Origin of the sequence: Microbacterium sp. UMB0228 (assembly GCF_002871415.1) — a bacterium.
Lineage (GTDB): Bacteria > Actinomycetota > Actinomycetes > Actinomycetales > Microbacteriaceae > Microbacterium.
The window spans coordinates 1-12,991 of the sequence record NZ_PNFU01000004.1; the positions used below are offsets into that span (position 1 = coordinate 1).

A 12,991-nucleotide genomic window follows, 5' to 3' on the forward strand; every position below is an offset into this window, starting at 1 on the left:
CAACCAGCCCTCACAGGAGGCCCTCATACAGACCGCCTGACGGAATCTGTCTCACCCGCCTTGACACTTTCCGCCGGGCAGCGCCGCGGTGACTTCATCCAAGACGCTCAGGTAGTTGGAGAACACGATGACCTTACGTCCGTTGTCCTCCGCCTCCTCGACGATCTCGATAAGACGCTGGAGCTTCTCAGAGGCGCTGCCCTGGAGCAACGCGGCCTGGCGCATCGCCTGGAAGTTGCCCGCCATCACCGCATCCCGGTAGGCGATTGCATCGGCGCGGGAGAGCGGCAGCCATTCCTCGACCTCTACCAGCTCGGGAAGCTCCGTCAGCACGTCCTCCTGGTTTCGCCGCAGGTACACGGGCGCGACCTGCTGTCGGAACAGGCGCGGTCGCAGTTCGCTGGCGTCGACAACGAGATCCGGTCGGATGTAGTCGACGAGCGTGCGGAACTCCTCGACGCGGTTCTCCAGCGGCGTGCCGCTGAGCAGCACCGCTCGGTCAGCGTGGTCGATCACGCGGGCGCTGCGCTGCGCGCGGAGCGCACCGGGGTTCTTGATGTAGTGAGCCTCGTCGAGCACGACGCAGGCCAGTTCCTCCACGCTCCCGAGGTGGGGTTCCAGCCAGCCCAGCGACTCGTAGGTCGTCACGGCGACACCGCCCTGACGACGCCAGCCCCGAAGTGCGGCGTCTCGGCCCGGCCCGTGCAGTCGGTGAGCGTTCAGCGCGGACTTCGCGTGCACCTCTCGAACCCAGTTGGTGACGACAGCCGCCGGGCAGATCACCAGTGAATGGTGCGAGCCCTTCGCGCGGAGGTGTGCGAGGACGGCGAGTGCTTCGATGGTTTTCCCGAGCCCCATCTCGTCACCGATGATGACCTTGCGCTGCACGAGTGCGAACCGAGCCGCGAAGCCCTGATACCCGCGCAAGGAGACGGAAAGATGCTCCGTCTCCAGCTCGAACTCGCGGACTGCGGCGACGACTTCCTCGGGCAGCCCGCCGAGCACCGCGTCCTGGTCCTCGGTGAGGAATCCTAGCTCCTGCAGCATGGCGAAGTAGTCGGCCGGCCTGGCGAGGAAGTCCTGCCAGGGGTCGGCCGGAACCGAGCCTGCCGCGGTGCCTGCGATGCTCCGTGCGCGCTGCGCGACGGCCTCGATGGCAGCGATGAACTCGTCCGTGCTGCCGCCGAAGACGGCGAGCTGGGTCACTCTCGGATCGAGTGCTTGCGCCAGCGGGGTGAGCGCCTCGGCTCGTGCGAGGTCGCGGGTGGCGTTCTTCGTCCGTCGGGTCGCGTCCCAGGTGGCAAGGTGCCGAACGAGGTCAGTCGTCTGCGGCGAGGGCGCGGCGATGTCGATCCGTACCGGCATCTCCTCGTAGGTCGTCTGCCAGAGGGTCTGGGCGGCTCCGCGAATCCGGTGCGCGGATGTCGCGCCGATTCCCTGGATCGCCGCGAGACGGTTCGCGTAGGTGAACACGTCTTGAATCGTGGCGATGCCCGCATCCGTGAGCGGGCTGATGCGGATGCGCTCACGGGTCGCATCCTTCAGGCGTTCAACCGGCATCTCGGCGATGACCTTCTGCGCCTCGGCCTTCCTCAGAGCGACACCAGCATCGACAGCCTGCTGCCGGTAGCGCGACTCCTTGTCGAGCGCGTCCTGGATCGTCTTGACCGCAGCGGCGAGGCTGGCGACCGCTGTGCCCGGCACGAGCTTGCCGACGCCCAGCGACGAGAGCCGCGGAGCGAATCCCACAGCCGGGACGAGCGCGTGAACTATATCGACGGGCTGTGCCGGACGTGCACGATCATCGAAGCGGGTCAGCGTCGCGGCCACGTTCGACGCGGCACCCCACCGCTGGTAGTCGAGCAGGTAGCGGCCTGCGCGTTCGCCCGTTTCACGCGACTGACCACCGCTGAACAGCTTGCGGAGCCCGAAGTTCGACTTCGCATCGTTGAGTGCCTTCGGCACCTCGTTCGTGAGCTGACCGAGCCAGGCCGCTTCACCCGCCTGGATCTCCGGCAGCGAGACGGAGCGGGCCAGGATGCCGAGCTGTCCGCCATCGGCATCCCGTAGCGGCAACACCGTCCAGCGACTCCCATTTCGGATCGCCACATCGACCATGCGCGCGCGAAGCACACCAAACGCGGCATCGGCCTCAGCAATGACCCGACCACGATGCGCGACGATCGCCGCGGCGTGCTTCGACCATGCGGTGACCTCTTCGATCACCGGGCGCAGTTGTTGCGCCTCGTCGTGGCTCAGGGGCATGCGCGCTGTCGTTCCTCTCAGGCTTCCCAGACATGGAGACGGGGATTCCATCGTCCTGTTGCCGTTGTGGCGGACAGCACTGGATCGGCAAAGTTTGCGACCGCAGAGAGCACGTCGGCAAACGCCGCGGGAAGCTCGCCGTCACGGTGGGATCGCGTGCGCCAGGCGAGGTACTTCTGCTGCGCTCGTTCGTTCATTGGCATGAGCGCGGGCAACAGAGGTGCAAGTGCGACTTTGCGGTACTCGGCAACGGTCTCGATCGACACGCGAAGCTCGCCAGCGTCGACGGGGTGGAGTCGAATGAGCGTGTAGACGTCAGCGAAGTCACGCCAACGGGTGTTGGCGATGCCACGATCGACGGCGGTGGCGATCTTCTCGGCGAGCACCATCGTCAGCGGGTAGCCCAGCAGCGTCACGGATGGCAGGTCGAGATGCACGATTCGTGGCAGGTCGATGAGGCGCGGCGCGGGCCAGATCGGGTCGCCGAAGTTCACGTCCATCCCGACCGTGAGTCGCGCGGTGCCGAGCCTCGCGGTGAGCTTGACCCGGACGCCGGCGTACTCGTCCTCGTCACGGATCGTCGTCGCGGCGACGCTGGCGGGATTGAACTCGAGCCCGTCGGCGACATCCAGCGCAGCGATGACGCGGACGCGCTCGGCGACCTCCTCGGGGTCGCCGGTGAGTCTGGTAGCTTGCAGGTCGATGTCCTTCGTCGGCCGACGCGCGGCAAACGCGGCGAGCAGAACGCCGCCCTTCAAGACGAAGTCCTCCCGGTACTCAGAGTGCGCGATCCGCGCCAGCAGTCCTTCGAGCGCGTATAGAGTCATCAGCTCCTGTACGTCCGCGCCGGTCTGTCGGGCGAGACCGCGAATGGCGATGGTCGCATCGCCTGCCGGGGTGCCATGCTGCGGGTTCGGGCTCATAGAAGTACCTCCAAGGTCTGCTGAATCGCGGGGCGCGCTTTCGGGAAGCTCTCCGCGAGCGCCAGCAACGCGCCGGGGCTGTTGCCACGCTCGCGCAGCCACCGCTTCAGCGCGCCAAGGGCAAGGTCGCTGCCCCAGGCATGCCGCAGCCGGAACAGGTCGATCAGAGTGCGCTCGGCTGAGTACAGGCCGATGGACCGCCCGCCCGGCAGAGTGTGTTCGCCGCGGCCGATGCCGAACGTGTCGGTGTCGAAGCGGTGCCAGGCGATGGGTGCGTGATGGATGGAGACCGGATGCGTGCCGCGCGGGATGGCGATGTCGCTTTGGGCGGGGATCTCATCGGTCAGCTCGTGCAACGACAGTGCCGTGAGCAGGCACAGTGTTGCGTCGGGCTTCTTCGCAGCGATCGCGATCCACGCCGCCGTCGTGTCGTCTGCGAGTCCCGATCGTAGGAACAGGCCAGGGGAGATGCGCTCGAACTCTCCGGCCTCGATCAGCCGGTCGAGGCCATGTCGGGTGAGGCCCTGCCGTGCCAGGTCGTCGTAGCCGAACAGATCGGGCAGCGTCGCGGTGTCCATCACTGTCTCCTGTTCAGCAGAATTAGCTACAGATAGAGCATACCTGTGACGGTTTCTGTCGGTAGAGTGTAGCGGGATTCGGTGACCAGATTGGTGACCAGAAACCCTCCCGAGAGGCGCGAATCAGCACGAATCACTGCGTAGCTGTCGGTAGCCCGAGGTAGACTCAAGCCCATGAGATCCCTGAAATTACGGGGAACTCTACCGATTCGGGGCTTAGCTCGGACGGGCCAGGTGGCTCTCAGTTGTTCTTGGTTCGAGTCCAGGTACCCCAGCACTTCGAAACCCCCCGCTCCGGCGGGGGTTTTGCTTTTCCGGCACGGTGGCCTCAGTTCTTCACGCGGCTTCGAGGAAGGGCTCGTACCGATAACCCGTCTCGTCGAGGATCGACACTGTCGATTCGGGGACCTCGAGGAATGCGCCCGGCAGATCGTTCAGCGGCTCGGAGACGATCACGTGCGCACGGCGGCCGAAGACGCGCAGCCGTTCGGCATCGGGGTACATCCGGCGAAGAGTCTCGATGTCGGTGGAGTGGAAGAGGGAGCGGGAGCGCCCAGCCGTCGAGTACCGGAACGCCCAGACAGTGGTGCCGTCGGACACCGCGAAGGTTCCCTGGACCGGGAAGCGGACGCCACGCTCGCGCCCCACGCGCTCGGCCTCGCGGATGGCCGCCCGCATCCCCGCGATCGGATCGTCCTGGAGGCCGAGGGTCAGGGCGAGGTGGAACAGCACCTCAGAGTCGGTGGTGCCCTGGATCTCCGGGTAGAGGGAGGGATCGACGGCGAGCGTGAGGTCGCGTTTCACGGTCAGGAAGTCCGCCAAGCCGCCGTTGTGCATGAAGAGCCAGTTCGCGTGCCGGAACGGGTGGCAGTTGGTCTGCTGGACCGGCGGGCCCGCGGCAGCCCTCACATGGCTGAAGAACAGCGGGCTGCGGATCGTGCGGGAGATCTCGCGCAGGTTCAGATCGTTCCAGGCGGGCTCCATACTCCGGAACAGAGCGGGCTGCACAGGCTGCCCTGCGTCGTCACGGTTCGGCACGGGATACCAGCCGAGGCCGAACCCGTCCCCGTTCACCGTCTCCGCACCCAGGGGTGAGTCCAGAGACTGCGCCACGAGGGAATGCCGCGCGTCGAGGATCACCTCCGACGGGTGCAGCGGTTCTCCCACGTACGCCAGCCACCGACACATGTCGACACCTCGTCCCCGACCCGATCACGTCTGTGCCCGACGATACGCGGGATCCACCGTGCGGTCGACCGTGTGTGGCGGGGCTGCGCGGTCACCCACTGTCCCCGGCTCCTGGAACAATGACGAGGTGATCGGTATGAAGTCCTTCTGGAACGCGCTCCCCACCGAGGGGCGCTGGCTGCTGTCGACCGTGGCGATCCAGACCCTCGGGCGGGGGATGACGCTGCCGTTCACGATCATCTACCTCCACGAGGTCCGCGGCTTCGACCTCGGGTTCTCGGGTGCGCTCATGAGCCTCATCGCGATCACGGGGCTCGTGGTCACGGGTCCCGGCGGCACGCTCATCGACCGCTTCGGCGCCCGGCGGGTGCTGATCGTGGGCCTGCTGGCGATGATCGCGGGGTGCACGCTCCTCGCCTACGCCACACATCCCGCCGTCGCGACGGTCGCGGTCGTGCTCATCGGGATCAACTTCGGGGTCTCCTGGCCCGGCTTCAACGCCCTGATCGCCTCGGTGGTCGACGGCGAGGTCCGTCAGCAGTACTTCGGCGTGAACTTCGCCCTCGTCAACCTCGGCATCGGCGTGGGAGGCATCATCGGCGGCTTCTTCGTCGACGTGACGGAGCCGTCGACCTTCACCACGATCTTCCTCATCGACGCGGCCACGAGCCTCATCCCGCTCGCTCTGCTCCTCGGCCCGCTCCGGCAGGTGCGCACCCAGGCGGACCCGGACCCTGCGGTGACCACCGAGGGCGGTTACCGGGAGATCCTGCGGCGCCCCGCGGTGCTCTGGATGACGCTGCTGACCTTCTTCTCCGTCTTCATCGGCTACGGACAGATCGAGGCCGGCTTCCCCGCCTACGCCCGTCAGATCGCCCAGGTCTCGACCGCCGTCGTCGGCATCTCGTTCGCGGTGAACACGGCCGTCATCGTGCTGCTGCAGTTCGCCGTCCTCCGGCTCATCACCGGGCGCCGGCGCACCAGGGTCATGCAGGTCATGGCCCTCATCTGGGCCGTCTCCTGGGTCATGCTCGGCGCCGCGGGCCTGCTTCCGGACTCGGTCACGGCCGCGATCGCGGTGATCGCGTTCATGGGCGTGTTCGCGTTCGGAGAGACCATGATGCAGCCGACGATCCCGGCCATCTACAACGATCTCGCGACGGACCGCACCCGCGGGCGCTACAACGCCCTCAACTCCGCGGCCTTCCAGGGCGGAGCGATCCTCGGTCCGCTCGTCGCGGGGGTGCTCCTCGGCGTCGGCGTCAGCGGCTGGTTCATCGCGGTCATGGTCGCGGGCAGCCTCGCCGTCGGCGTGCTGGCGGTGGTGCTGGAGCGGGTGCTCCCGGCAGCGGCCAACGGCAGCAGCGCCGAGGTCCATCGAACGGACGAGGTCGAACGGACGCCGCCGGTCTAGGCTCCGAGCATGGCCCTCGAACCGCTCTTCCTCCGTCTCGACCGGATCGCGGGTGGGCGGCAGGCCGGCGTGCTGATCAGCGACGCCGGTCGCACCCATCCGCGGACCGTCCGTGCCTTCACCTGGATCCTCTGGCTGCTCGTCGCCGAGCTGGTGCTCGGGGTGGGTGCCGTCGTGGTCGCCCTGGTGCTCGCCGCCGACGGCGACAGCGTGCCGTTCGCCGTGTGGATGCGCACCCTCGTAGTGCTGGCGATGACCGCGACGCTGTTCTACTTCGCCTGGCGCGCACGCCGCGGATGGCGTTGGGCCTATCTCCGCCTGCGGCTGTTCGCGCAGATCTTCCCGGTCATCACGCTCGTCATGGCGGCGATCCCCGGCCTCTACCCGGTCTGGATGGTCACCGAGCAGATCGTCTTCAGCCTGATCATGATCGGCATCGCGGACTTCCTCACCAGCGACCACATGCGGGCGGTCTTCGCGAAGGACGCCGACGCGGATAGCACGCCGGCGGGGTGAGACGCCACTCCCTTCCCGCCGAGACCGCGGTCACTCCACACTCGGAGGAGCTGCACGGCGGGAGGAGAGACGCATGGCGCGACTGGTGCGAGTGGTACCCGGCCAGGACCCGGGTTTCACACGGAAGCGGACGAGCTCGGGATTCCGGTACGTCGATCCGACGGGGGAGCCGGCGCCCGAGGCGGACCGCGAACGCATCAGCGACCTGGTGATCCCGCCGGCATGGCAGGACGTGTGGATCGCGGCTGACCCGCTCGCGCACATCCAGGCCGTGGGGATCGACACCGCCGGGCGCAAGCAGTACCTCTACCACCCGCTCTGGCGGGTCTCCCGCGACCGTCGAAAGTTCGTCCGTGCGCTGGATCTCGCCGCAGCCCTGCCCAGCGCCCGGGCGCAGGTCACCAAGGCGCTCAAGGAGGACGGGCAGACGAAGGAGCGCGCCCTCGCGATCGCCTTCCGCCTGCTCGACGACGCCGCGCTGCGGATCGGTTCCGAACGCTACCTGGCGCGCCACGGCAGCCGGGGGCTGACTACGCTCCGCCGCCGCGACGTCCGCATCGACGGCGGCGACGTCGCCCTCTCCTTCCCAGCGAAGAGCGGACAGACCGCCGCGATCGAGATCACCGACGAATCCCTCGCGGAAGCCCTCACCGACTTCGCGAGCGGCGCCTCGACCGCCTTCCTCCTGGCGTACCGGAAAGGCCGGCGGCGGGTGAAGATCACGCCCGCCGAGGTCAACACGTACCTCAAGGACGTGCTCGGGGCCAGCTTCTCAGCCAAGGACTTCCGGACGCTGCACGGCACGATCATCGCCGCGGACGCCCTCGCCCGCATCGGAGCCCTCGATCGCCGCGGTCAGCGGAACCAGGCCGAGCGTCTCGCGGTGCAGGCGGCGGCGACCGCCCTCGGCAACACGACCGCAATCGCCCGCAACAGCTACATCGATCCCCGTGTGTTCCGGCAGTACGGTCGGGGGCGGACGCTCGACCTCGACGTGACGCCCGAGACGGCGATCCGGCGACTGCTGGGCGGACCGGAGACGTCGCGGAAGGTCAACCGGCGAGGGACAGGGCGGCGCGGTTGAACGCGCCGACGCTCCCCGGTCGTCCCCGGGAAGATGCCAGGATGGGGGGATGCACACCGCGAACCTGACCCGTGAGGAGACTGCGGCGCGATCCGCCGCGATCACCCTGCACCGCATCCGCGTCGAGCTGGACCTGACCGGAGCCCCGGAGCGGGCGCGCACGGGCTTCCCGACCACGACCGTCCTGGAGTTCGACGCGACCGTTCAGAGCACGTGGCTCGACTTCATCGGCGAGGAGGTCGTCCGCGTCGAGGTGAACGGGGAGCAGCGGGACGTCGTCTACGACGGGGCGCGCCTGACGATCGACGGCCTCGCGGCCTCGAACGTCGTCCTGGTCGAGGCGGTCGGTGCCTACAGCCGGTCGGGGGAGGGGCTGCACCGGTTCCACGACCCGGCAGACGACCGCACCTACCTGTACACCCAGTACGAGCCCGCGGACTCCCGCCGGGTGATGGCCTGCTTCGAGCAGCCGGACATGAAGGCGGAGTACACCTTCGTCGTCGACGCGCCGTCCGGGTGGGAGGTGCTCTCGAACCAGTCGCCGGCTCACGTCGACCTCGGCGTCGGCGTGCAGCGGGTGCAGTTCGCCCCCACGCTGCCGATCTCGAGCTACATCACGGCGATCGCGGCCGGCCCCTATGCCCGCGTCGACGGGGAGTGGACCAGAGACGAGCAGCGGGTCGCCCTCGGCGTCTTCGTCCGCCGTTCGCTCGTCGACCACCTCGAGGCCGACGAGATCCTCGAGGTCACCCGGCAGGGGCTCGACTTCTTCACCGACGCCTTCGCCTATCCCTACCCGTGGGGCAAGTACGACCAGATCTTCGTCCCCGAGTACAACCTCGGTGCGATGGAGAATCCCGGTCTGGTCACCTTCACGGAGGGCTACCTCTCGCGCGGCGCCGCCACCGAGGCGCAGCGGGCGGGCCGGGCCAACACGATCCTCCACGAGATGGCGCACATGTGGTTCGGCGACCTCGTCACGATGACGTGGTGGGACGACCTCTGGCTCAAGGAGTCGTTCGCCGACTACATGGGCTCGCACGCCTCGGCGGTGGCCACCCGGTTCCACGACGCGTGGGTGACGTTCGCCATGCGTCGCAAGGCCTGGGCCTATCAGCAGGATCAGCTGCCCACGACCCACCCCATCGTCGCCGACATCCCCGACCTCGAGGCCGCGAAGCTGAACTTCGACGGCATCACCTACGCCAAGGGCGCTTCGGTGCTGAAGCAGCTGGTCGCCTTCGTGGGCGACGAGGCGTTCTTCGAGGGGGCTCGCCGGTACTTCGCCGCCAACGCCTTCGGCAACACCACTCTCGACGACTTCCTCGTCGAGCTCAGCGCGGTGTCCGGCCGGGACATGACCGACTGGGCGGCCGCCTGGCTGCAGACGACGGGCGTCTCGACGATCTGGACGGAGACCGACGCCGACGGAGGGCACCATCTCGTGCAGGACGACGTCCGTCCGCACCGCCTGCGGATCGGGCTGTACGACCGCGTGGATGGCCGCATCGTGCGACGGGAGCAGCGGGAGCTGGACCTGATCGGGGAGCGCGTGGACATCGACCTCCCCGAGGCTGATCTCGTGCTGCTCAACGACGACGACCTCACCTATGCGAAGGCGCGCCTCGACGAGCGGTCCCTCCGCACCGTCGAGGAGTCGCTGTCCGACATCGAGGACCCGCTCGCCCGGGCGCTCGTGTGGTCGTCGCTCTGGAACGCCACCCGTGACGGCGAACTCGACGCGGCTCGCTTCGTCGCGATCGTGCGGGCGCACGCGCCGCGGGAGTCGAACGGCGGTCTGCTGGCCGCGGCGCTCCTCGACGCTGCTTTCGCGCTGCGGCATTTCGTCCGCGACGACCGACGCGACGCGGAGCAGCGCGCCTGGGCCGAGGCCACGTGGTCGACGCTGCAGCAGGCGGACGCCGGCAGCGACGCCCAGCTCTCCTGGGCGCGCGCGCTGGCGGCGGCCTCGGCTTTCGACGACATCCATCACGCCGAGGTCCGTGCCCTGCTCGACGGCGATGTGCCCGAGGGCCTCGTCGTTGATCCCGACCTCCGCTGGCAGCTCCTCACGGCCCTCGTGACGACCGGCCACGCTGATCTCGCGGACATCGCCGCGGAGGAGGAGCGGGACGACACCGGCGACGGACGCACCGCCGCCCGCCGCGCTCGCGCCTCCGTCCCCGACGCGGCGGTGCGCGCGGCCGCCTGGACGGCCGCGTGGGACGACCGGTCGCTCACCAACGACCACCTCGATGCCGAGATCGGGGGCTTCCGCGCCGGCGGCCGCCGCGACCTCATCGAGTCCTTCGACGAGGAGTACTTCGAGCGGATCGGAGCCGCGTGGTCGGAGCGGAGCATCGAGATCGCTCGTCGCCTGGTGATCGGTCTGTTCCCCGCGCGGTCCTCGCTGGACCTGGTCGATGCCTGGCTGTCGGCCAGCCCCAAGGCCCCGGCGGCGCTGCGACGACTCCTCATCGAGCAGCGCGACCACCTCGCGCGTGACCTGCGGGTGCGGGGCGCTCAGGGCTGACCGACAGCGATCCCGGCAGCGGTCAGCGCCTCAGGCTCTTCGCGATGGCCTTGCCCTCAGGGGACTCCGCCAGGGTGTCCCAGAGGTCTGCGGAGCTCAGCGACACGTACACCCCTGGCGCGCCCTGCTCGCCGCAGCCGTCCCCGTAGGACACGACGCCGATCTGGTAGGCGGTGTCGCGCGCCGGAGGTCGGCGGAAGAGTGGTCCGCCGCTGTCTCCCTGGCAGGAGTCCTTGCCGACGACGCCGGCACACATGTTCACTCCCGGGCGGAAGGAGTCGTAGCTGAGCTCGCATTCCTCCGTCGCGAGCATCGGCACCTGGACCTGACGGAGCCGGTCCGGGAAGTTCCCGAGAGCGGTGTCGGTGTTGCCCCAGCCGATGACCGTCGCCGACTGTCCGGGACGGAGGAGAGCGTCCGTCCCCTTGGTGGGCAGCTTCACGGGCACGATGCCCGAGACCGGGCGGTCGAGCGTCACGAAGGCGAGGTCGTAGGCCTCATCCCCCTGGAGGTACCGCGGGTGCACGACGACCGGGCCACCGGCGTCCGCGCCGGCGAGACCGCGATCCTGACCCTGACTGCCGTCGGACAGCACGGTGCGGCCGACCGTCACCGTCACTCCGTCCACGTCGGGCACCGGGAGCCCGCTGAGGGGGTCGGCTCCCGTGACGCAATGCGCGGCGGTCATCACGACGCGCGGCGCCACCAGCGAGCCACCACAGAAGGCCTCGCCGGCGAACTGGAGGGACGCCATGAACGGATAGGCGTCGTTCGGCACCGCCGTGCCGCCGATGATCCGCGAGCTGGCCCGTTCCTCGCGGTCGCCGGAATCGTCGTCCGCCCGTGCCGTCGTCGCCGTCGTGCCGACGAGGCCGGACGCGACGAGGGCGACGCCGGCGAGGGCGAGCCCGATCCTCTTCCTGGTCTGGTGAACTCCGGTCGTCATCATGAGGACTGTTCCTTTCGTGACAGGTAACACGTTACGCGCGCCCAGTACAGCATCCGGTCACGACCGGAGCAAGAGTGCCCCGGTATTCTGGCCCGCGGTCAGGAGGCGCTGCCGGCCGTGGCCTCGACGGTCATGCCCATCACGGTCCGCACGATCCACGGATGGGCGTGGTCGTCGGCGATGTGCGTCATGCCGAGCTTCTCCGCCACGCCTCGCGACGCCCGGTTCTCCGGGTGGATGATGGCGGTGAGGACGGTCGGTGCGAAGGTCTGCGCGACGAGGTCGACGCAGGCGCGCGCCGCCTCGGTCGCATAGCCGCGCCGCTGGCGGTCGGCGCGGACGTGATAGCCGACTTCGAGTACGGGGGCGTCGTTCACCGACTGCCAGGTGAGGCCGCAGTCGCCGAGGAACTCCCCGTCGTGCGTCTCGATGATCCAGAGACCGTGGCCGTCCTCGCGGTAGCGCTGCTGCATGCGCGCGATCCACGCGGCGGCTTCGGTTCGCGACTTCGGCGCCGGGTAGTAGGCCATGACCTCGGGATCCCCGAGGAGCGCCGCCATCTCGTCGAGGTCGTCGGCTGTCATCTCCCGGAAGGTGAGCCGTGGCGTCGGAGCGGGCAGGAGGCGTCGCGGTGGGGTCACAGATCCACGGCGTCGCCGGGTTCGAGCAGGAGGAACTCGCCGCCGCCCTGCTCGGTCGCCCACTGCAGCCGCTGGCGGTGCATGTTCTTGCCGATCACGGACAGGGTCATGTCGTGCGTGCCGAACGCGCGGCGGGGCTTCACGGCGAGCACGTAGTCAATGGCTTCCCCGATCTTGAGCCACGGGGCTCCGAGCGGCGCGGCGAGGGTGCCGACCTCGACGCCCTCGGGCACCGCATAGGAGTCGCCGGGGTAGTAGAACGTGTCGTTGACGAGCACGCCCACGTTGTCGATGGTCGGGATCGACGAGTGGATCACCGCGTGCGTGCCGCCGAAGAAGCGCAGGGTGAAGGCGCCGACCTCCACGGTGTCGCCGGGGGAGACGACCGTGACCTCGTAGCCCTCCGCCGCCTTCGCCACGCCCTCCGGCCCGAAGATGGGGGTGCCGGGGGCCGCGCGGAGGATCCGGTCGAGGTGCTCCGGCGTCCAGTGGTCGGGGTGCTCGTGCGTGAGCACCATGGCGACCAGTCCGCTGAGATCGTGCAGCGGCGCGGTGAAGGATCCGGGATCGATCAGGAGGGTGTCGTCATTCTGGTCCAGACGAAGGGTGGCATGTTCGAACTTGGTGACGCGCATGAGACGAGTCAACTCCTTCCCGGGGTCTGCGGCAAACGGAAAACGGCGCGCCACGCCCGGGATCTCGGGTGAAGCGGCCTCGATTTGGCGCAGTGAGAATCGCCGTGGCATACTTGAACGGTTGTCGCGGAACGGAAAAGTTCCGCAAGACGGCCCCATCGTATAGCGGCCTAGTACGCCGCCCTCTCACGGCGGTAACGCGGGTTCGAATCCCGCTGGGGTCACACAACACGACGAAAGCCCTCCGGTTCTCCGGGGGGCTTTC

11 protein-coding genes and 1 tRNA gene are annotated in these 12,991 nt (G+C 68.7%); 5 read left to right on the forward strand and 7 right to left on the reverse strand.

The window, feature by feature from the left end; all coding sequences use genetic code 11:
- Nucleotides 1–51: 51 nt before the first annotated feature.
- The 4 genes from CJ226_RS10515 to CJ226_RS10530 all read right to left on the reverse strand — a co-directional run bounded on the left by CJ226_RS10515 (nucleotide 52) and on the right by CJ226_RS10530 (nucleotide 4,954).
- The gene (locus CJ226_RS10515) at nucleotides 52–2,265 is read right to left on the reverse strand and encodes an SNF2-related protein (protein WP_219719906.1); all 2,214 of its coding nucleotides are present in this window, start codon (nucleotides 2,263–2,265) and stop codon (nucleotides 52–54) included.
- Nucleotides 2,266–2,282: 17 nt separating this feature from the next.
- The gene (locus CJ226_RS10520; RefSeq protein WP_180964584.1) at nucleotides 2,283–3,188 is read right to left on the reverse strand and encodes a nucleotidyl transferase AbiEii/AbiGii toxin family protein; all 906 of its coding nucleotides are present in this window, start codon (nucleotides 3,186–3,188) and stop codon (nucleotides 2,283–2,285) included.
- Nucleotides 3,185–3,766, reverse strand: a complete 582-nt coding sequence (locus CJ226_RS10525) for a type IV toxin-antitoxin system AbiEi family antitoxin domain-containing protein (RefSeq protein WP_102209147.1) — start codon at nucleotides 3,764–3,766, stop codon at nucleotides 3,185–3,187. Before CJ226_RS10525 ends, CJ226_RS10520 begins: the two co-directional genes overlap by 4 nt.
- Nucleotides 3,767–4,102: 336 nt before the next feature.
- Nucleotides 4,103–4,954 carry a class II glutamine amidotransferase gene (locus CJ226_RS10530; RefSeq protein ID WP_102209148.1) on the reverse strand — a complete coding sequence of 284 codons (852 nt, stop codon included), beginning with the start codon at nucleotides 4,952–4,954 and terminating at the stop codon, nucleotides 4,103–4,105.
- Nucleotides 4,955–5,090: 136 nt separating this feature from the next.
- Here CJ226_RS10530 and CJ226_RS10535 point away from each other — a divergent pair, with 136 nt between their 5' ends.
- From CJ226_RS10535 to pepN, 4 genes are all read left to right on the forward strand, one after another.
- Nucleotides 5,091–6,368 carry an MFS transporter gene (locus CJ226_RS10535; RefSeq protein ID WP_102209149.1) on the forward strand — a complete coding sequence of 426 codons (1,278 nt, stop codon included), beginning with the start codon at nucleotides 5,091–5,093 and terminating at the stop codon, nucleotides 6,366–6,368.
- A 9-nt stretch (nucleotides 6,369–6,377) separates the two neighbouring features.
- On the forward strand, nucleotides 6,378–6,884 hold the full coding sequence (locus CJ226_RS10540; RefSeq protein WP_071328486.1) for a hypothetical protein: 507 nt from the start codon (nucleotides 6,378–6,380) through the stop codon (nucleotides 6,882–6,884).
- Nucleotides 6,885–6,957: 73 nt separating this feature from the next.
- Nucleotides 6,958–7,968: a DNA topoisomerase IB gene (locus CJ226_RS10545; RefSeq protein ID WP_102209150.1), complete on the forward strand. Its 1,011-nt coding sequence runs from the start codon at nucleotides 6,958–6,960 to the stop codon at nucleotides 7,966–7,968.
- Nucleotides 7,969–8,017: 49 nt separating this feature from the next.
- The gene (gene pepN / locus CJ226_RS10550; RefSeq protein WP_102209151.1) at nucleotides 8,018–10,501 is read left to right on the forward strand and encodes an aminopeptidase N; all 2,484 of its coding nucleotides are present in this window, start codon (nucleotides 8,018–8,020) and stop codon (nucleotides 10,499–10,501) included.
- Nucleotides 10,502–10,523: 22 nt separating this feature from the next.
- Here the strand turns inward: pepN and CJ226_RS10555 are convergent, their stop codons facing one another.
- From CJ226_RS10555 to CJ226_RS10565, 3 genes are all read right to left on the reverse strand, one after another.
- Nucleotides 10,524–11,450, reverse strand: coding sequence for a trypsin-like serine protease (locus tag CJ226_RS10555; RefSeq protein WP_257996618.1), 927 nt, complete (start codon nucleotides 11,448–11,450; stop codon nucleotides 10,524–10,526).
- 98 nt (nucleotides 11,451–11,548) lie between these two features.
- Complete coding sequence (locus CJ226_RS10560) at nucleotides 11,549–12,091, reverse strand: GNAT family N-acetyltransferase (protein ID WP_257996619.1); 543 nt, start codon at nucleotides 12,089–12,091, stop codon at nucleotides 11,549–11,551.
- Nucleotides 12,088–12,726 (reverse strand): MBL fold metallo-hydrolase, encoded by a 639-nt coding sequence (locus CJ226_RS10565; protein ID WP_102209152.1) that lies wholly within the window; start codon nucleotides 12,724–12,726, stop codon nucleotides 12,088–12,090. Before CJ226_RS10565 ends, CJ226_RS10560 begins: the two co-directional genes overlap by 4 nt.
- Before the next feature lie 151 nt (nucleotides 12,727–12,877).
- On the opposite strand from CJ226_RS10565, the gene CJ226_RS10570 reads away from it, so the two are divergent.
- Nucleotides 12,878–12,950: transfer RNA gene (locus CJ226_RS10570), tRNA-Glu, on the forward strand.
- The last annotated feature ends 41 nt before the right edge of the window (nucleotides 12,951–12,991 follow it).